Below are 18,638 nucleotides of genomic sequence, written 5' to 3'. Positions count from 1 at the left end.
CCCGGGGCCGGGCGGCCCGCCCCGTTCCACCCGACGAAAGGGCCGCACGTGTCCGTCAACCTCACCAAGGGCCAGACCGTCTCGCTGACCAAGTCCGACGGTGGAAGCCTCACGCAGGTCCGCATGGGCCTCGGCTGGGACGCCATCAAGGTCAAGGGGCTGTTCGGCCGGGCGAAGGAGAAGGCCGTCGACCTCGACGCGTCCGCCCTGCTCTACGACGCGTCCGGCGTGCTGGTGGACCAGGTCTGGTTCAGCCAGCTCACGAGCAAGGACGGCGCCGTGCAGCACACCGGCGACAACCGCACCGGCGCGGGCGACGGCGACGACGAGTCGATCCGCGTCGCCCTGACCGCCGTGAACCCGGCCGTGCACACCCTGGTGTTCGTCGTGAACAGCTACACCGGTGAGACGTTCTCCTCGATCGAGAACGCGTTCTGCCGCCTCATCGACGAGACCACGGGCCAGGAGGTCGCGCGCTACGACCTGTCCGGCTCGGGCCCGCACACCGCGCAGATCATGGCGAAGGTGTCCCGCGTCGGCTCGGGGTGGGCGATGACGGCCCTCGGGGTGCGCGCGAACGGCCGCACCATCAAGGACATGTCGGCGGCGGTCACGCAGGTGCTGTGACGACCTCGTCCGTCGACGGCTGCCCGGTACGCCCCTCGGCGTGCCGGGCAGCGTCGTCTGCGGGGGCGGTCGGCCCCGCGACGACCGGTACCGGCGCCTCGGGGCGCGCGACACCGGTGAGGTGCGCTGCGCCGACGCGCGTGGCGTGGCGGCGTGCGGTGTGGCGGCGTGCGGCGTGGCGGCGGGCGGCGTGGCGGCGGGCGATCTCGCGTGGGACGGCGAGCGCGCGTCGGCGGGACGGCAGGAAGCGGAGGAAGAAGACCAGGCGCAGCGCCCACGCGAGCGGGCCGACGACGCCGACACCCCACACCTCGGCGATGCCGTGGCCGACGCCGAACGCCGCGCCCTGACCCAGCCCGAGGTAGCGGAAGGCGGCGCCCGGACGCCCCTGGAGCGCGCGGGCGACGTTGCGGCCCACCTGGTCGCCGGCCTTGATCGCCCACAGCGCGTTCGCCGGGACCGGCCGGTGCGTGCGCGGGTGCACGACGCGCGCGGCGTCGCCCGCGGCCCACACGCCGTCGCGGACGGAGAGGTCGGGCAGGGTGCGCAGCCGACCGCGCTCGTCGCGGGACAGCGGCTCGGTGCCGGGCAGACGGACGGGCCGCTGGCCGGTCGTGGCGAGCACCGTGCGCGCGGTGACGCGCGTCCCGTCGGACAGGTCCGCGCCCGTGCCGTCGACGGCGAGCACCTCGACACCCGTGCGGACGTCGACGCCGAGCCGCGCGAGCTCGTCCTCGCACCGGCGCGCGAGCCGCGGGCGGTGCGCGTGCAGGTCGGGCACGACGCGCTCGGCGCGCTGGACGAGCACGACGCGTCCGGGGCGGCCGCCCACGCGGTCGGCGAGCGCGGCCGCGAGCTCGACGCCGGCGAGTCCACCGCCCACCACGAGGACAGGCTCCGGGTCGCCCGGCGCCGCCTCAGCCGCCGCGGCGAGATCCTCCAGGCCGCCGGGGCGGCGCAGCGTCAGGCCGTGACCGTCGAGGCCGTCGACCTCGTCCACCGGCTCGCCCGCGCCCGTGCCGATGACGAGCGCGTCGTAGGCCGTGGTGCCGGGCTCGCCACCGTCGACCGGTCGGAACGTGACCGTGCGGGCCGCGAGGTCCACGCGCTCGACGCGCGCGTGCAGCACCGTCGCGCGGGGCATGGCCTCGACGAGCGGCGTCTGCGTGAGGTGCGCCGGGAGCAGCCCGGCGGCGACCTCGCCGGTGAACCCGTGGAAGTGGTGCACCGGGCTGTCCGCGACCACGACGATCTCGAGCGTCCCGTCGCGCAGCATCCCGCGCACCCGCCGCACGAGCGCGGTGTAGGCGTGCAGCGTCACGTAGCCACCGCCGAGCAGCACGACGCGGCGCGGGCGCCCGACCGGCGCGGTCATCGGACGGCCCCGACGGCCGCCAGGGCCGCGTCGGCGTCGGGCCGGTCGGTCTGCGCGTGCGAGCCCGGAACAGCCGCCGCGCGCGTCGAGGCGGCCGAGCCGGCGCCGCCGGTGTCGCGCGTGCGGAGGTCCGCCGGTGTGCTCGTCGCGATCGGGACCGGGCGGCCGAAGGTCGTCGGCGGCGCGGGTCGGAAGCCGACGTCGGCGAACCTGCGCGCGAGCCCGCGCACGTGGTCGACCTGCTCGAGCGTCGGCACCCCGAGCGCGAAGTGCCCCTCGTGGCCCGCGAGCCCCAGCAGCACCGTCTCGGCGAAGCACGCGTAGGACCGCCCCGGCGGCAGGCCGATGTCGCCGCCGCGCAGGCGCAGGCCCGGCACGTCGACGACCCCGCCGTCGAGGACCGTCACGTCGGGCCGGTCGACGAGCAGGTCGGGCGAGGTGTTCCGCGGCTGCGTCGCGTCGAGGACGACCACGCCCGGCGCGAGGTGCTCGGCGCGCAGCAGCGCGTCGGCGGACGCCGTGAGCAGGACGACGACGTCGCAGGTCCGGATGTCGCGCAGGTCGGTCGAGACCGTCGTCGGGACGCGGCGGCACACCTCGCCCGCGAGCGTCCCGAGGCGACCGCCCGCGCGGGCGACGAGAGTCAGGTGCTCGACGGCACGGTCGCGCGCGAGGAGCCGGACGAGGGTCGTGCCGACGCTTCCCGTGGCACCGACGACGGCGACGCGGCGCGGGCGGTCGGGCGCGGCGGCCAGGACGGACCGGAGCTGGTCGTCGACGACCGCGGCCGTGAAGGCGTTCCCGTTGGTCACGCCCACGTCCGTGCGGGTCGCCAGGGTCGTTCCGCCAGCCGTCACGGTCGCCGTCAGCGCCCCGAGGCCGACGACGGACGCACCGCGGCGCACCGCGAGGTCCACCGCGGCGCCCACGCGGTCGCGGGCGGCGTGCGGGGACTCGAGCATGTGCCGCGCGCCGAGCGGCACGAGCACGACGCGGCCGACCGGGTCCGGTGCCCCGGTCAGGTGGACGCGGGCCATGGTCACGGGCGGCAGCGGGAGCCGGCGCACGGCGCGGTCCGCCAGGCGCTCGGGGACGCGGCCGAGCGGCGGCCAGACCCGGGCCAGGTCGTCGGAGAGGCGCGCCCGCGGGTGGACGAGGAACGCGAACGGGACGGCTGTCATGTCGGTGCTCCTGAGGACGGTGGCGGACTGCCGGGCGGGCACGGCGCGGCGCTGCCGCACGTGAGAGGAGGGGCTGTGCGCAGGGTGGCTGATACCTGCGGCGCGGGACGTCCCCCGGACGACGGACCGTCGCGTCCACCGTCCGGGGGGCCGGACCCGGGGGCGACCCTGAGGGGACATCCGGGGGGATACCGGATGTCCCGGCAGGTCGGGGGCTCCCTAGGTTCGGGGGCATGACGTCCGACCAGCCGATCGGCACCCTGACCGCACCGCCGCCACCCGCCGCCGCACCGGCGCCCGACCGACGCTCGCTCGCGCCCGACCTGGCGCGCGGGATGCTCCTGCTGTTCATCGCCCTCGCGAACGTCTGGGGCTACCTGTGGTCGACGGGCGACAGCGACGCCGTCGGTGCGCGGCCCGCGGGTGGGTCGGACGTGGACCACCTCGTCGACGGACTGACGGCGTTCTTCGTCGACGACCGCTCCCGGCCCATGTTCGCGATCCTCTACGGGTTCGGCCTGGCGACGATGGCCTCGCGGCTCGCCGCCCGCGGTGCGGAACGGAAGGGCGTGCGGCGGGTGCTCGCGCGGCGCAGCTGGTGGCTGCTCGCGTTCGGGCTCGTGCACTCCGCGCTGCTGTTCGGCGGCGACATCCTCGCCCCCTACGGCGTGACCGGCCTGATCGCCCTGGCGTTCCTGCACCGCTCGCGCGTGACGCTGTGGATCTGGTTCGCGGCCGGCACCGTGCTGTCGACGGCCGCCGGGCTCGCGGTCCTGCTGCTGTTCGAGGACGGCCTCGCGCTCGGGGGTGAGCCCGCGCAGGGCTACGTCGCGTCGATGGGCGAGCGGCTCATGTCGTCCGGGTTCACCGTCGTGCTCGCCGTCGCGCTGCTGTTCTTCGTGCCGCAGGTCGTGCTCGGCATCCTGCTGGCCCGCGCGGGCTGGCTGACCCGGCCGTGGGACCACCGTCGGCGGCTCGGGCAGGTCGCCGTCGTCGCGGTCGTCGTCAACGTCTTCGCGAACCTGCCGTGGGCGCTGGCCGTCGGGCACCTGTGGGAGCCGACCGACCGGCTCGGCGGCGTGCTCGAGATCGTGCACATCGCCTCCGGTGTCGTCATGGGGCTCGGGTACGTGTGCCTGTTCGGCTGGCTCGCCGCGGTGTGGCACGACCGGCGTGACCACCCGGCGGTGCGCGCGGTCACGGCCGTCGGCGAGCGCTCGCTCACCAGCTACCTGCTGCAGTCCGTGATGTTCGCGCCGCTGCTCAGCGCGTGGGGCCTCGGCCTCGGCGGCCGCATCGGCACCGCGCAGGCGGCGCTGCTGGCGATCGGGGTGTGGCTGACGACGGTCGCCGTCGCCGTCGCGCTCGACCGCGCCGGGCGACGCGGGCCGTTCGAGGTGCTGCTGCGGCGCCTCACCTACGGGCGCCGCATGGCGTACACCGCGACCCCGACCTCCCCCGCGCCCGCGGCGTCGCCCGCACCCGCCCCGGTGGGCTGACGTCGGCGTCCGCGGCGGCTCCTCCACGACCGTCGGCCCTCAGAGGCTGACGTGCGGCAGGACCCGGTCGAGCCGCCGCGGCAGCCACCAGCTCCACCGGCCCGTCAGCGCCATGACGGCAGGCCCGAGCACGCACCGCACGAGCGTCGCGTCGACGGCCACCGCCACCGCGAGGCCGACCCCGAAGACCTTGATCGTCGGGTCGTCGACGCGTACGAACGAGCCGAACACCGCGAGCATGATCGCCGCCGCCGCCGTGATGACGCGGCCCGTCGAGGCAAGCCCGCGGTGGATCGCGAGGTCCGCGTCGCCCGTCGCGTGCCAGTGCTCCCGGACCGACGACAGCAGGAACACCTCGTAGTCCATCGACAGCCCGAACAGCACCGCGAACAGCATCATCGGCACGTACGCGTCGATCGCGACCGGCCCGTCGAGGCCCAGCAGCGTCGCGCCCCACCCCCACGAGAACACCGCCGTCACCACCCCGTAGGCCGCGACGACCGACAGCAGGTCCATGAGCGCCGCCTTGAGCGGCAGGACGAGCGAGCGGAACGCCACGACGAGCAGCAGCGCGGCGAGACCCACGGCCGCCGCGATGAGCCAGGGCAGGCGTTCGGAGATCCGGTCCGAGAGGTCGAGGCGCACCGCCGTCTGCCCGCCGACGTGCACGTCCGCCCCCTCGGCCCCGGGCAGCGCGCGCAGCTCCTCGACGACCTGCGCCGTCGCACCGTCCGCCGGGCCCGCCTCGGGCGTGAGACGCAGCGTCGCCGCGGTGCCGTCGGCGGCGAGCTGCGGCGGGGCGACCGCGACGACGCCGTCGACGTCGCGCGCCTGGGTGGCGACCGCCGTGAGACGCGGGTCGTCCGGGGCGGTCGCGGCCGGGTCCAGCGCGACCGCGACCAGCAGCGTCGCGTTGGCACCCTCGCCGAGGTGCGCCGAGGTCAGGTCGTACGTCGTGCGGCGCTCGGAGCCGACCGGGCGGTCGCCGTCGCTGCTCTGACCGAGCTCCATGGTCGCGGCCGGCGCGGCGAGCACGCCAAGAACGAGCAGGCCCGCGACGACCGACCACCACGGGCGGCGCGTGACGAGGCGGGCGAATGCCGACCAGCGCGACGCGTCGAGCGCGGTGCCGTCGTCCGGCGGCGCCTGGTGGGTCCGGCCGTCGCCGGGCGGGACCGGGCCGCTGCCGCTGCCGTCGGACGGCGTCCCGCCCCCCAGAGACGGCGCGGAACCGGCGCGTCCCTCGACGGCCACGGCCGCAGCCCTCGCGCGGGACCGGTGGGCACGGAGCGCCGCGCGGTCACGGCGACGCACCACGCCCGGACCGGCCGCCGCCAGGAGCGCGGGCGTGAACGTCAGCGCGCACAGCAGCACCACCGCCACGACGACAGCCGTGCCGAACCCCAGCCACGACATGAAGTCGACGCCCGTGACCGCGAGCGCAGAGATCGCGACCGCGACCGTGACCCCCGCGAACGCGACCGCCGAGCCCGACGTCGCCGCCGTGACGGCCGCCGCCTCGACCCGGTCGGGCGTGCCGCGCAGCGCGTCGCGGTGCCGCACCACCTGGAACAGCGCGTAGTCGATACCCACGCCGAGCCCGATCATCGTCGCGAGCGTCGGCACCACCGTCGGGACGGAGACCGCCTGCCCGAGCAGCTGCAGCGTGCCGAGGCCCGCCGCGACCCCGACCAGCGCGCTCACGACCGGCACGCCCATCGCGAGCGCCGAGCCCAGCGCGACGAGCAGGATCACCACGGCGGCGACGATCCCGACGACCTCGCTGGTCCGCGACTCCATCCCCGGCTCCAGGTCGCGCAGCAGCGGGTAGCCGACCCCGACGTCGAGCCCGTCGGCGCGCGCCTCGTCGACCGCGTCCGCCAGCGCGTCCCGGTCGACGTCCTCGGTGCTGCGGACCCGCAGCGTCACGGCCCGCGTGTCCGCGCCGACCGCCGTCGCACCCGCGGGTCGCCCTGCGCCCGCCTCGGGCGGAGTCGCCGGGGTCGGGCCGGTGACCTCCTCGACGCCGTCGACGGCACGCAGCGCCGCTGCCAGGTCGTCGACAGCCTGCTGGTGGCCCGCGACCGGGTCGGTGCTCGCGACGAGGACGCTCGACGCGACGACGTCGGAGTCGCCCGCCGCGGGTCGGTCGGAGGCGGCCTCGTCCGCGGCGGGCTCGTCCGCGGCGGGCTGGTCCGCGGCGGGCTGGTCCTCAGCGGGCTGGTCCGAACCGGCGGCGACCGTCTCGGCGACGGCTGTCGCCTGCGCGCTGTCGCTGCCGGGCACCGACACGTCGTCGGCGAGCGACGGGCCGAGCACGCGGCTCGCGGCCAGCAGCGCGACGGCGACCAGCGTCCAGGCGGCGAGGACGAGCCAGCGGTGACGGGCGCTGAAGCGGGCGAGGGCGATCACGGGCACGACGAGGCCTTCCGGTCGGGAGCGGTAGAGGCGGACGCGGCCGGGGCGGCGACGTCCTGGGTGACGAGCGAGAACGCGAGGCCGTCGTCCTGCACCGCCACGGAGGTCAGGCGTGCCGTCGCGAGCGCACCGGCCCACCCCGACCCGTCGCCGTCGTGGTCGGGGTCGGGCAGGAGCTGCTGTACGTCGACACGCCGCGGCACGAGCAGGTCCCCCGACGAGGCGGGCAGGAGCTGCGCCGCACGGTCGGCGGGGAGCCGCAGGCCCGCGACCTCGACGGTCTGCGGCGTCACGAGCAGGTCGCCGTCGTCGGCGTCGACCTGGAGCGCGACCGCGAGCGGGACGGTGCGTACCCGCCGCCGGAGCTCGGTGGTCGCGACGAGCAGCCCGTCCTGCGCGGACCACGACACGTCGCCCAGGGCCGCCCCGGACCCGTCCCCCGGGGACCACGCCCGGTCGCCGAGCACGGAGAACGGCAGCACCGCGGCGACCTCGACCCGCTCCGCGCGGCGGGTCAGGAGCGTCACGAGCGCGGGTCCCCCGCCGACGGTGACCCGCACGTCGCGCACGCCCCGGCCGTCGAGCGCGCACGCGGCACGTGCCGTGAGGCGGTGGTCGACCTGTGCGCGCACCACCGTGTCGGCCACGACGAGCAGCAGCACGACGACGGCGGCGACGGCTCCGCCGAGGAGCACACGCCGGTGCCGTCGGAGTCGTGGGACGTGGGGACTCATGCGCTCGCCTGCCGGCCGGGAACGGGACGAGCACCACGTCACCAGCCGTTCCTGCGGGCCTCCTCCCACGCACCTGACGGCAGGCTGACATCCCGCCACCGACGCCCGTGCAGCGGGTGCGGCCGCGACGACCGCGGTGCGTCAGCGGGTCGGCAGCTCGACCGTGACCGTCGTCCCCGCACCCGGGGCCGAGTCGAGCCGGACGGTGCCGTCGTGCGCGCGGACGACGGCCGCGACGATCGCGAGGCCGAGCCCGGAGCCCTCGCGCAACGCTCCCCCGTCGGAGGTGTCGGCACCCGCCGACGAGGCGCCCGACGTGTCCCGTGCCTCCCGCACGAACCGCTCGAACACGCGCGGCGCGAGGTCGGGCGGGACGCCCGGTCCGTCGTCGGCGACGACGAGCACCGCAGTCCGTGCCGTCGGTCGGTTGCGCACCGTGCGCCCGCCGCCCGGGTCGCTGTCCGACGTGTCGCCGGCGCCGCTGGCCGACCCGCCGGCCGTGCCGGCGCCCGGGCCGCCGTCCCGGACGTCGAGCCGCACGGTCAGGCCGGCGCTCGACGGGGTGTGCCGCAGGACGTTGCCGACGAGGTTCTGCACCACCTGGACGAGTCGTTCGCGGTCCCCCACGACGACGACGGGTGCGGACGGCCGGCCCCAGCGGACCTCGCGGTCGGGGGCGAGCACGTCGAGGTCGGTCACGACGTCGTCGACGAGCGCGCGCAGGTCGACGTCGTCGCGCGCGAGCGGCACGTCGGCGTCGAGCCGGGCGAGCAGCGCGAGCTGGTCGACGAGGTGCCGCATGCGGGTCGTCTCGCGCACCACGCGCTCCATGGCGCGGTCGAGCGCGTCGCCCGCGAGCCCGCCCTGCAGGTAGAGGTCCGCCCAGCCGTGCACGCTGGTCAGCGGCGTGCGCAGCTCGTGCGCGGCGTCGGCGGTGAACTCCCGCATGCGGCGTTCGGCGCGCTCCCGCTCCGCGAGTGCGTCGTCGAGCGCGGCCGCGAGCGCGCGGGTCTCCGCGAGCGGCTCGCGCGGCAGCCGCTCCGACCGGTCCCCCGCAGCGATCCGCTCCGCGGAGCGGGCCATGCGGCGCAGGGGCGCGAGGCCGACCCCGACGGTCCACCACGCGAGCATCAGCGTCCCGCCGGCCGCAAGCGCCCCGGCCGCGGCCTCGATGCCGACCAGGCGCGCGACCGTCCGCTGGTCGTCCGCGGTGTCCGCGACGAGCACCACGGTGTCGACCGCGACCCGGTCACCGTCGACGGACTCGACCGTGAGGCCCGGGGTGTCCGTCGCGTACGCGCGCCGGGTGCCGCCCGGGAGCCAGCCCGGGGCTTCGTGCAGCGCGTCGACCGCCGCCGCCTCGAGCCGGGGCACGGCGACCCCGCCGGTGGCGATCGTCTCGACCACGCGGCCCTCCGAGACGAGGTGCACCGCCACGTCGGTCGCGGCGCCCTCGACGACGAGCCGCAGCCGCGGCTCGCGCACGACCGTCGGCCCGCGGACGGCCAGCGCCGACGAGACGGTCTGCGCCGCCTCGCGCAGGCGGTCGTCCGTGCGGTCGAGCAGGTAGTCGCGCAGCGCGACGACGCTGGCCAGCCCCGCGCCGAGCAGACCTACGAGGACCACCGCGGTGACGGCCGCGACGACGCGCCCCCGGATCGACCGCGGCCGGCGCGTCGTCACGCGCCCGGCAGCCCGTCGCGCTCGGCGGCCGTGCGTGCACCCGCGTCCGGGGCGTCGGCGCGCAGCGTGTACCCGAACCCGCGGACGGTCCGCACGAGCGGCACCTCGCCGTCGGGGTCGACCTTGCGGCGCAGGCGGGACACGAGCTTCTCGACCACCGACGCGTCGCCGCCGAAGTCGTAGGCCCACACCCGGTCGAGGAGCTGCGCCTTGGACAGCACGCGCTCGGCGGCCCCGGCGAGCGCCGCGAGCAGCCGGAACTCGGTCGGGGTCAGGTCGAGGTCCCGGTCGCCGCGACGGGCGGTCATGCGGGCGGTGTCGACGCGCAGGTCGCGGTAGCGCAGCACGTCGTCGTCGCCCGCGTCGGCGGTCACGCGGTCGGTGCGCGCGCGGCGCAGCACCGCCTCGACGCGGGCGACCACCTCGCTGATGTCGAACGGCTTGGTGAGGTAGTCGTCGCCCCCGACGGTCAGCCCGGCGACGCGGTCGGCCACCGTGTCGCGCGCGCTGAGGAACAGCACCGGGGTCCGGTCGCCGGCCCGCCGGACGACGCGCACCATGTCGATCCCGTCGGCGTCGGGCAGCATCACGTCGAGCACGACGACATCGGGCCGCCACGCGCGCAGCGCCGTCAGCCCGGCACCGACCGTCGCCGCGGTCTGCACGTCGAACCCGGAGAACCCGAGCACGGACGTGAGCAGCTCCCGGATGCCGAGGTCGTCGTCCACGACGAGGACGCGCGCGCCGGGGGTCACGGGCCCGATCCTGCCAGCCGTCCCGCGTCCCGGGGACGCCCTGCGGCGCCGCGCGTCAGGCCTGCGCGCCGGGGAGCCGCGACCGCCACGTGTGCGTCGGCTCGTACCCCAGCAGGCGGCGGGCCTTGTCGATGGACAGCAGCGTCTCGCGGCCCTCGACGGGGCGCGCCAGCGGCACGTCCGGGAAGTGCTCCGCGAGCAGGTCCGCCGACGGGGCGTCGAGAACCGTGTCCGGCGCCGCGATGATGAACGCCTCGAAGCCCGTCAGGTCGCTCTCCAGCGCGAGCCGGACCGCCTGCGCGCCGTCGCGCGCGTCGATGTAGCCCCACAGGTTCCAGCGCCGACCCTCGGCAGTGAAGCGCGGGAACTCGCGGTAGTCCTCGTCGACCATGACGTTGGAGAACCGCAGGCCGATCAGCTTCGCCTGCGGGTCCCAGCGCGTGAAGTGCCGCGCCATCTCCTCCTCGACGGCCTTGCCGAGCGAGTACGTGCTCTCCGGGCGGACCGGGTACTCCTCGTCGACGGGCGCGTACGGCGGCGGGGTGTCGAACGGGAGCCCGAGGACGGTCTCGCTCGACGCCCACACGACGTTCCGGATGCCCGCGCGGCGCGCGGCGGAGAAGACGTGGTGCGTCGCCACGACGTTGTTCGCGAACGTCGCGCCGCTGGGGATCAGGCCGGGGGCGGGGATCGCCGCGAGGTGCACGACGGCGTCGACGCCCTGGTAGCGGTCGTCGATGCCCGTCAGCGCCTCGGTCACCTGCCCGAGGTCGGTGAGGTCGACGCGCGTGAAGAGCGCCGGCTGACCCGGGGGCGGCGGCGCGACGTCGACGTTCACGACCTCGTACCCGTGAGCGGCGAGGTCCGCGACGACCGCCCGCCCGAGCTTCCCGCTGCCACCTGTCACCACGACGCGCGTCATGCCACGACCGTAACCCGACGCCCGCACGGCCGGAGCGCTACCGCCCGTCGTCCCGCGTCAGGCGTACGGCTCGGCCCACGACGTCCACTCGACCGGACGGACGGCGCCGCGGGACCGCCACGCGGCGTAGAGGTCGGGGTCTTCGACGAGCCGACCGTCCTCGAGCGAGGCCCGGCAGTACCGCCCGCACGCGTGGGTCAACCTGCCACCGTGGTCCTCCTCGCGCGCGCCGACCTGGACCCGGCCGGCCACAGCGGCCTCGACCACCTGCCGCACGGACGCGACAGCCTGGTCGTCGCGCGGGAGCAACCATCGGAGACGGTGGGCCCCCACGCTGACGTTCACCTGCACGTTCCGGCGGCCCTGGCTCCACGAGACGTACGCAGCGCCGGGTGTCCGCGGGACGACGGAGACGTCGTCCGGGTCCCAGTCCGCGCCGGCGCGACCGCTCGCCGGAGGTCCAGGTGACCGGACCGTCGCCCGCTCGGAGAGCTCAGTCCCGAGGTCGTCCCTCAGCTGCCGGAGCGCCGCCCTGATCTCGTCCTCAGGCGCGCGCCAGTCGACATCGGCGCCCGATGCCCCACCGTCGGTCACGGTGGCAGGGACGCGGCCGGCGGACGTGGGGCGGCGGCGGGGCCCGGAGGGCGGGCCGACCCACGAGACGTGGCGGCTGACCGTCGGGGGGCGTCCCGCTCGACCAGCGTTCCGCCTGCGCGCGACCAGCAGGCCGAGGACGACGACGAGCAGCAGCACGCCTGCCCCGACCGGGCTCAGCATGTCCCCGAAGAGGGTGGACAGGAGATGCACACCACTCCATCGGCTGCGTGGTCGCTCGGCACGAGGGATACCCGAACGTCTACCTTCGGGGCCCCAGGCTCCGACGATCCGCTCGTACCTCGTGGTCGACCACCTCGCCGACACGCTCTGCGCGACCCAGGCGCTGGACGGGACGGACGGCGACCGACCGCCGAGTCGGGTGCGCGACCTCGTGATCTCGTCGCGCTCGCCCGCTCCCAGGACGTCGAGGGCGGCGAGCTCATCAGCGCCATCCGCGGCGGACAAGCACCGTTCGGGTCAGACTGCTCGGTGTGGGGCACACAGTGATACAAGTTCCCGTGCAAGCGCTCGACGCGATCACTCATCGCCTCAGCGCCCCAACCGTGTGTCCGCACATCACGCTGCTTGGCCCGTTCGTCGACCGGGGCGACGTCGACGACGAGCTCGTCGGCACCATCCGTGAGGTGCTCGAGCCGGTGCGAGCCTTCGACTTCGAGCTGTCCGCGCTGGGTCAGTTCATGGGCGGGCTCACCTATCTGACGCCCGACCCCGCTGAGCCCTTCATCCAGCTCACCGAGATGTTCGCCGCTGCCTTTCCGCAGTGGCCACCCTACGGCGGGGCGTTCGACGAAGTGGTTCCTCACCTGTCGATCGGAGAGGCGCTTCTCCAGTCTGACGTCGCCGTGCTGCGGGAGCTCCTTCCGGTCGGTGCGACAGCGGAGGAGGTGACGCTCACGTGGTGGTCGGAGCACGTCGCCGAGGTGCTTGTTCGCTTTCCCCTCCGCCCTCAGCGCAGCCACGTGACGATGGCGGCGACGACGGCGCCGCGATAGGTGACGGCGCAGGGGCGACTCTGGCATCTGCCCATCCCTGCCGCGCTGCGGTCGGGCCAACACCTAGAGGAGCCGTCATGCCCAGGCTCACGCCCGGACGCAAGGCGGCCCTCGTCACGTGTTCCTCTCTCGCGCTGGTCGACGGCGCGTCGGTCGCGGTGCTCAAGGACCAGCCGCTGCCCGCTCCCGTGCAGGAGGCGGTTCCACGTCGGCCGCCCCTGCTGTCGTGTCGGCGCCTACGCGTACCGGCGGTGCGCAAGAGGCAGGAAGCGGTCGACGGAGTGGCGCAGGCTGAACGGCGGCTTCCGCAGCCGCACGTCGACGGAGTAGTAGTCGGCCCACTTCCGGAACGCCTCGTAGCCGCGCCAGTCGAGGTCCAGGCCCTCGGCGACCTCGACCGCGCGCGCCGCCAGGTCCGGCCAGGTGAACCGCCGCGCCGCCTCGTACGGGTCGGTCACGCGCGCCAGCAGCGGGTCGCGACCGTCCGACGGCGGGACCTCGCCGGCGAGCACGAGCTCGCAGATCGCCCGGACGCTCGTCGCCCGGTCGACGAACGGCAGCGTGAGGCGCTCGAAGTCGTCGACGACCACCTGCGGGAAGCCGGGCGTCTGCGCGGTGTACTCGCCGCGCCACCCGAACGCCGTCGCGGCCTGGTTGAACTGGTGCACGAACCGCTCCGCGGCGGTCTGCGGTCCCTCGGCGGGCGTGCACTCGACGACGATCGTGCGGACCCGGTCGATCCGGGCCTGCGGCTCGCACCGCACGACCATCGCGACGTCGCCCGAACGCCCCCGGAACACCGGTCCGCCGCGCGTGAAGCCGCGCTCCGCGAGGAGCGGCTCGAGCGCGCCCGGCAGGTCGAACGCCGCGCCGGCGGTCGCGTCGGCGCTCACTCGGCGTCGAGCCAGGTGCGGGCGGGCGGCAAGAGCGCCTCGAGCTCGGGCCACAGCGCGTCCGGCAGCTCGGCCTGCGCCGCCGCGACGGTCTGCGCCACGCGTCCGGGCCGGCTCATCCCGACGATCGTCGCCGCGACCCGCGGGTCGCGCAGCGAGAACTGCAACGCAGCCGTCGCGATGTCCGTGCCGTGCTCGGCGCAGACGCGCCGCATGGCCTCGGCGGCCTCCAGCACCTCCGGCGGCGCCTCGCGGTAGCCGTACGTCGTCGGGCCGCCCTCCTGCTTCGCGAGGATCCCGCCGCCGTGCACGGCGGCGTTGAGGATGCCCATGCCCTGCCGTTCCGCCTCGTCGAGCAGCGGTCCGGCGGACCGGTCGAGCAGCGTCCAGCGGTTGTGCACGAGCAGCACGTCGAACACCCCGAGCGCGAGGTAGCGCGCGATCTCCTGCACGCGGCCACCCGCGAGCCCGATCGCGCCGACCTCCCCGGACTCGCGCAGCGCCACGAGCGCGTCGACCGCACCGCCGGGCGCCGTGAGCTCGTCGAAGGACCAGAACTCCGGGTCGTGCAGGTGCACGAGCGGCAGGTGGTCGAGACCGAGCCGCTCCCGGCTCTCCGCGACCGACGCACGCACGCGATCGCCCGAGTAGTCGCCGTCGCGCGGGTCGACCTTCGTCGCGACCGTCACGCCCTGCGGGAGCCCGCCGACGCGGCGCAGCGCCTCGCCGATCCGCCGCTCGCTCTCGCCGTCGCTGTACCCGTTGGACGTGTCGACGAACCGGATCGGGCTGTCGAGCGCGGCGAGCACCGTCTCGACGCCCTGGTCCGCGGGGACGTCACGCCCGAACAGGTCCGGCATGCTGCCGAGCGGTCCCCCGCCCAGGCACACGGCGGACACCTCCAGGCCCGTCCGGCCGAGGGGGCGGATCCAGCCGGGGCGTCCGGGGGCGGTGGTCGGCGTCATCGCCGGTCTCCTCACGTGGTCGTCGGCGCGGACGACGCGCCGGAGTGGCGGCCCATTGCACCACGGCTCCGCGGCGCGCGTCCGGACGGCGGGGACGCCCGGCGGGCGCCGGCACGCCGACGAGGGCTGTGGACGACGGGGGGCGCACGGGTGGTCAGTGCGGAGGGCCGTCGGCGCCGATCCGCGTCCGCAGACGCAGGACGACGACGGTCGCGGCGAGGGACAGGACGGCCGACGCGACCAGCCCCCCGCGGGCGCCCACCGCTCCCGCCGCACCGCCGAGCGCGTTCCCGACGGGGCTGCCCGCGAACGCGACGGACCGGTAGGTCGACATGACCTGGCCCCGGCCGGGCGCGGGGACCTCGGCCATGAGCACGGTCGACGAGACGACGTTCCACGCACCGCTCGCGAGCCCGACCACGGCGGCCCCGACCAGCAGAGGCACGGGTCCGCCGCTCGAGGCGAGGACGACGAGGCCCGCCGTCTGCACGGCGCGCGCGACACCGAGCGCGGCCGCGCGCGGCACCCGGGTCAGGCGCGACGCCACGAGGCTGCCGAGCACGCCGGTCACGGCCATGACGCTCGCCGCCGTGCCGTAGGTGGCGGCCGGGATGCCGAGATCCCGCACCGCGAACAGCGGCAGGACCGACGCCATCGCGCCGAGCGCGACGTTGGCGAGCGTGACGCCCACCAGGAGCGCCAGGACCTGCGGCGACGTCGCGATCCACCGCAGTCCGTCGAGCACCCCGGGCCGCGTGCCCGTCCGGTCGACCGCGACCGCAGGCGTCACCCCGCGCAGGGCCACGAGCGCGACGACGGTCAGAGCCGTCCAGCAGGCGAACGTCAGCACCGGTGACCACACGACGAGCACGCCGAACGCGGCCGGACCGGCGACGCGCGCGGCGGTCTGACCGGTCGTCATCGACCCGTTCACCGCCGTGAGCCGGTCGGGCCCGACCAGCTCGGGGACGAGCGCGTTGAGCGCGTTGTCGGTCACGGCCTGGCAGACCCCGAGAGCGAGCGCGCACCCCACGAGCAGCGGCACGCCCGCCCCGCCGACGAGGACGACGAGGGTCGTCACACCGAGGATCCCGGCCTGCACGACGAGCGCCCCGACGGACGCGCGCCGCGGCGAGCGCCGGTCGATGAGCATCCCCACGTGCGGGCCGAGCAGGACGACGGGCACGGTCGCGCACATCGCCAGCACCGCGACCGTGACGCCCGGCGCGTCGAGCCCGAGCGCGAGCACCGCGAACGTGCTCGCCTTCGCGCCGTCGACGAGCCGGGCCGCGGCGGCAGCAGTGACGAGCCGCCGGACCGCGGGCGCACGAGGGGCCGACGCGACCGGCGTCGTCACGGCCGACCGCGCCGGGCGCTCGTCCCGGTCAGAGGACGCGCGCGAGCGCATCGAGCGCCCGCACCGGGTCCGGGCCCAGCGGGAACAGCACGGTCACCGTCACGCCCGCCGACCACAGCGCCTCCATCCGCGCGCGGGCCGCGTCCGGCGTCCCGACGACCGCGAGGTCGTCCACCCACGCGTCGGGCAGCACCTGCGCGAACTCGTCCGGGGAGCCGACGCCCGCGCGCAGCTCGGCGAACTCCTGCGCGTACGGCAGGGGCGCGATGTGCGGCGCCCAGTCCGGCTCTCCGACCCAGGCGAGCGCGGGCCGGGCCAGGCGGCGCGCAGAATCGGCGTCGTCGTCGACCGCCGCGACGCAGTACGCGACGACGCGGTGCTCACGGGTCGGCGCGATGTGGCGGAGCGCCTCCGCGACGTACTCGGGCGTGACGGGCTCGGCGAGGACCGTGCCGTCGGCGGCCCGCCCCGACGCGGCCAGCGACTTCGGCCCGCGCACCCCGGCGAGGATGCGCGGCGGGTGCGCCGGCGGGTACTCGAGCTGCACGCCGTCGAGCTGCACGTACCGGCCGTCGACGTCGACGCGCTCCCCGTGCACGATCGCGCGCACCGCCCGCAGGTGCTCCTCGAGCAGCGTCAGGGGGCTCGACGGCCACGCGCCGACCTGCCGCATCCACGCCGGCATGCCGTGCCCGATGCCGACGTCGACGCGCCCCGGGAACAGCTCGGCGAGCGTCGCCGCCTCCATCGCCGTGAACGCGGCGTCCCGCACCGCCGCGGGGAGGATGCCGATGCCGACCCGGATCCGCTCGGTCCACGCCAGCACCGCCGCAGCCTGCGCGATCCCGCCGCGGAAGAAGCAGTCCTCGACGACCCACAGCTCGTCGAAGCCCAGCTCCTCCGCGCGCCGGGCGAACTCCCGCACGCGCTCCACGGGCAGGTCCCGCGGCAGCAGCACCCCCACGGCCCGATCCGTCATCGTCGACTCCTTCCCGCAGCCACCGGCCGCCCGCGGCGCACCGTGCCCGCGCCTCCATCCTGCGGGAACGCCCCACGGGGACGCGCCGCGACGAGTTCCGTGGAATCGCTCCCGGGCACCGGCGGCGCGCCCCTAGCATGCGGTTCGAGAGGTATGTCCGTATCGCACGGGGGCGCGACGATGACCATCACCGAGTCACTGAGGCTGTGGCTGCGCCGGGCACCCGGCCACCTGCTGCGGCGAGGCATCCTCGGGGTCGCCCCCGTCGTCGTCCTGGCGCGGGTCACCTCGGACCAGCCCGGGCTCGCCGACACCCCCGTCGCGGCGCTGTTCGTCCTCCTCGTCACCGTCGGGTGGCTCGTCACCGACCTCGCGGCCGTCCGGCTGTGGCAGGCGCTCGTCCCGCTCGCACCCACCGCGGCCGTCGTGCTGCGCGGGGTCCTGGTGCTGGGTGGCCCCGTCGGCGCGTACCTGCTGGCGCGCGCGGTCCTGCCCACGGCCGTGCCCGGCGACGTGTGGCCGCTGCTCGTCCTGCCCGTCGTGAGCGCCGCCGTCCACCTCGCCGACCTGGGCCGCGTGAACCCGCCGCACCACTTCGCGGTCCGCGTCGTGCCGGACGAGGAGGGCGAGCCGTGGGTCGCCGTGGCCGGCCGGCGGGTGACGCTGACCAACCGGGCCGGCGTGGCCCGTCGCGTCGCCACCAAGGGCAGCGCGCTCTCCCTCGCACCCGTCACCGGCTTCCCGGGCTCTCCGTTGCTGGCTGCCGGCGGTGGGGGTGGCGTCGTCGCGCTGCTGCGGGTCCCCCGGGGCGACGTCGTGGCGACCCAGCCGGTGGGCGTCGGGCCCGTGCGTCACCTGCGCTCCGCCGTGGTCGGTGGCCGACCGGTGGTCGCCGCCGCCGGCGAGAAGGGGCCCGTGGCGATCTGGCGCCCGCCCGCACCGGTCGGCGGCGGCTCCACCGACGGCACGGTCCTCTGCGACGGGCACGTCGGCGGCGTGAGCGGGCTCGAGTGGTTCGGCACCTCCGGCGGCGACGACGTGCTGCTGTCCGTCGGCGCCGACCACGTGCTGCGCGGCTGGGACCCGGCGACGGGCGCGCAGGTCGTCGAGCACCCCGTCCCCGACGTCCGGACGGGCCTCCCCCGCGCCCTGTGCCGCGTGCGCCGCGACCGCCGCCACCTCGTCGCCGTCGGTGCCGACGACGGCGCGATCCGGCTCCTCGACCCCGCGACCGGCGAGCTCGTGCAGCGCCTGGAGGTGCCGCAGGACGCCCGCTGGCTCCCCGTGCTGTCGTCCGGCGGCGGCGCGATCCACGCGCTGTGCGCCATCACCACCCCCGACGGCACCTACCTCGCCGCGGGCGGCGACTTCCCCGGCGTGCAGCTCTGGGACCTCGGCACCGGGACGCTGCACCAGTGGGTCGGCTGGAACGGCGTCCTCGACACCAAGGCCGCGTGCGGGTGGATCCGCAGCCTCGCCGTCCGCGACGGTGCCACCGGCCCGGAGCTCCTCACCGCCGGCTACGACGAGCGCGTCACGATCCTCCCGCTCTCGCTCGCCGCGGCGGACCGGGCGCGCTGATGCGGCGCCGGGCCGACCGTCGCGATCTGGTGACGGTCGAACCGGGCGTGGGTGCGGCG

16 protein-coding genes are annotated in these 18,638 nt (G+C 76.3%); 4 read left to right on the top strand and 12 right to left on the bottom strand.

Annotated elements, in window-relative coordinates; translation table 11 throughout:
• Positions 1-48 precede the first annotated feature (48 nt).
• Positions 49-627 carry a TerD family protein gene (locus tag CELF_RS01020; RefSeq protein ID WP_013769381.1) on the top strand — a complete coding sequence of 193 codons (579 nt, stop codon included), beginning with the start codon at positions 49-51 and terminating at the stop codon, positions 625-627.
• On the opposite strand, the gene CELF_RS01015 is transcribed toward CELF_RS01020, so the two are convergent.
• Entirely contained in the window at positions 611-2,002 is a 1,392-nt protein-coding gene (locus CELF_RS01015; protein ID WP_013769380.1) for an NAD(P)/FAD-dependent oxidoreductase, read from the bottom strand. The two genes, CELF_RS01020 and CELF_RS01015, sit on opposite strands and share 17 nt — an antisense overlap.
• Positions 1,999-3,183, bottom strand: coding sequence for a Semialdehyde dehydrogenase NAD - binding protein (locus tag CELF_RS01010; protein WP_013769379.1), 1,185 nt, complete (start codon positions 3,181-3,183; stop codon positions 1,999-2,001). The genes CELF_RS01015 and CELF_RS01010 overlap by 4 nt, the downstream gene beginning before the upstream one ends.
• 233 nt (positions 3,184-3,416) lie before the next feature.
• Between CELF_RS01010 and CELF_RS01005 the strand changes: the two genes are divergently transcribed.
• Positions 3,417-4,682, top strand: a complete 1,266-nt coding sequence (locus tag CELF_RS01005; protein ID WP_013769378.1) for a DUF418 domain-containing protein — start codon at positions 3,417-3,419, stop codon at positions 4,680-4,682.
• A gap of 39 nt (positions 4,683-4,721) precedes the next feature.
• Here the strand turns inward: CELF_RS01005 and CELF_RS01000 are convergent, their stop codons facing one another.
• The 6 genes from CELF_RS01000 to CELF_RS20280 form a co-directional block, all read right to left on the bottom strand.
• Positions 4,722-7,100 (bottom strand): MMPL family transporter, encoded by a 2,379-nt coding sequence (locus CELF_RS01000; RefSeq protein ID WP_013769377.1) that lies wholly within the window; start codon positions 7,098-7,100, stop codon positions 4,722-4,724.
• A complete protein-coding gene (locus tag CELF_RS00995) occupies positions 7,091-7,834 on the bottom strand; it encodes a hypothetical protein (RefSeq protein ID WP_013769376.1) in 744 nt (247 codons plus the stop codon). The genes CELF_RS01000 and CELF_RS00995 overlap by 10 nt, the downstream gene beginning before the upstream one ends.
• Positions 7,835-7,975: 141 nt before the next feature.
• Positions 7,976-9,517, bottom strand: a complete 1,542-nt coding sequence (locus CELF_RS00990) for a sensor histidine kinase (protein WP_013769375.1) — start codon at positions 9,515-9,517, stop codon at positions 7,976-7,978.
• Positions 9,514-10,272: a response regulator transcription factor gene (locus CELF_RS00985; protein WP_013769374.1), complete on the bottom strand. Its 759-nt coding sequence runs from the start codon at positions 10,270-10,272 to the stop codon at positions 9,514-9,516. Before CELF_RS00985 ends, CELF_RS00990 begins: the two co-directional genes overlap by 4 nt.
• Before the next feature lie 55 nt (positions 10,273-10,327).
• Entirely contained in the window at positions 10,328-11,194 is an 867-nt protein-coding gene (locus tag CELF_RS00980; RefSeq protein ID WP_013769373.1) for an NAD-dependent epimerase/dehydratase family protein, read from the bottom strand.
• Between the two features lie 57 nt (positions 11,195-11,251).
• A complete protein-coding gene (locus CELF_RS20280) occupies positions 11,252-11,470 on the bottom strand; it encodes a hypothetical protein (protein WP_126297633.1) in 219 nt (72 codons plus the stop codon).
• A gap of 839 nt (positions 11,471-12,309) precedes the next feature.
• Between CELF_RS20280 and CELF_RS00970 the strand changes: the two genes are divergently transcribed.
• A complete protein-coding gene (locus CELF_RS00970; protein WP_232014283.1) occupies positions 12,310-12,804 on the top strand; it encodes a 2'-5' RNA ligase family protein in 495 nt (164 codons plus the stop codon).
• A 236-nt stretch (positions 12,805-13,040) separates the two neighbouring features.
• Here CELF_RS00970 and CELF_RS00965 read toward each other — a convergent pair whose 3' ends face one another.
• The 4 genes from CELF_RS00965 to CELF_RS00950 all read right to left on the bottom strand — a co-directional run bounded on the left by CELF_RS00965 (position 13,041) and on the right by CELF_RS00950 (position 16,998).
• On the bottom strand, positions 13,041-13,697 hold the full coding sequence (locus tag CELF_RS00965) for a hypothetical protein (RefSeq protein ID WP_013769370.1): 657 nt from the start codon (positions 13,695-13,697) through the stop codon (positions 13,041-13,043).
• Entirely contained in the window at positions 13,694-14,662 is a 969-nt protein-coding gene (locus CELF_RS00960; protein WP_013769369.1) for an aldo/keto reductase, read from the bottom strand. Before CELF_RS00960 ends, CELF_RS00965 begins: the two co-directional genes overlap by 4 nt.
• Positions 14,663-14,816: 154 nt before the next feature.
• Entirely contained in the window at positions 14,817-16,019 is a 1,203-nt protein-coding gene (locus CELF_RS00955) for an MFS transporter (protein ID WP_157457155.1), read from the bottom strand.
• 28 nt (positions 16,020-16,047) lie between these two features.
• Positions 16,048-16,998, bottom strand: coding sequence for an LLM class flavin-dependent oxidoreductase (locus CELF_RS00950; protein WP_013769367.1), 951 nt, complete (start codon positions 16,996-16,998; stop codon positions 16,048-16,050).
• Between the two features lie 180 nt (positions 16,999-17,178).
• Between CELF_RS00950 and CELF_RS00945 the strand changes: the two genes are divergently transcribed.
• Positions 17,179-18,579 (top strand): WD40 repeat domain-containing protein, encoded by a 1,401-nt coding sequence (locus tag CELF_RS00945; protein WP_013769366.1) that lies wholly within the window; start codon positions 17,179-17,181, stop codon positions 18,577-18,579.
• Positions 18,580-18,638: the final 59 nt, after the last annotated feature.

The organism is Cellulomonas fimi ATCC 484 (assembly GCF_000212695.1).
In the GTDB taxonomy this organism is placed as follows: Bacteria; Actinomycetota; Actinomycetes; order Actinomycetales; family Cellulomonadaceae; genus Cellulomonas; species Cellulomonas fimi.
Note: the sequence above shows the minus strand (reverse complement) of the source record. Positions and strands in the feature narration are given on the sequence as shown.

Coding starts and splice junctions, on each gene's coding strand:
- CELF_RS01015 (WP_013769380.1), bottom strand. CDS start 2,002: ATGACCGCGCCGGTCGGGCGCCCGCGCCGCGTCGTGCTGCTCGGCGGT.
- CELF_RS01010 (WP_013769379.1), bottom strand. CDS start 3,183: ATGACAGCCGTCCCGTTCGCGTTCCTCGTCCACCCGCGGGCGCGCCTC.
- CELF_RS01005 (WP_013769378.1), top strand. CDS start 3,417: ATGACGTCCGACCAGCCGATCGGCACCCTGACCGCACCGCCGCCACCC.
- CELF_RS00995 (WP_013769376.1), bottom strand. CDS start 7,834: ATGAGTCCCCACGTCCCACGACTCCGACGGCACCGGCGTGTGCTCCTC.
- CELF_RS00980 (WP_013769373.1), bottom strand. CDS start 11,194: ATGACGCGCGTCGTGGTGACAGGTGGCAGCGGGAAGCTCGGGCGGGCG.
- CELF_RS00960 (WP_013769369.1), bottom strand. CDS start 14,662: ATGACGCCGACCACCGCCCCCGGACGCCCCGGCTGGATCCGCCCCCTC.
- CELF_RS00950 (WP_013769367.1), bottom strand. CDS start 16,998: ATGACGGATCGGGCCGTGGGGGTGCTGCTGCCGCGGGACCTGCCCGTG.
- CELF_RS00945 (WP_013769366.1), top strand. CDS start 17,179: ATGACCATCACCGAGTCACTGAGGCTGTGGCTGCGCCGGGCACCCGGC.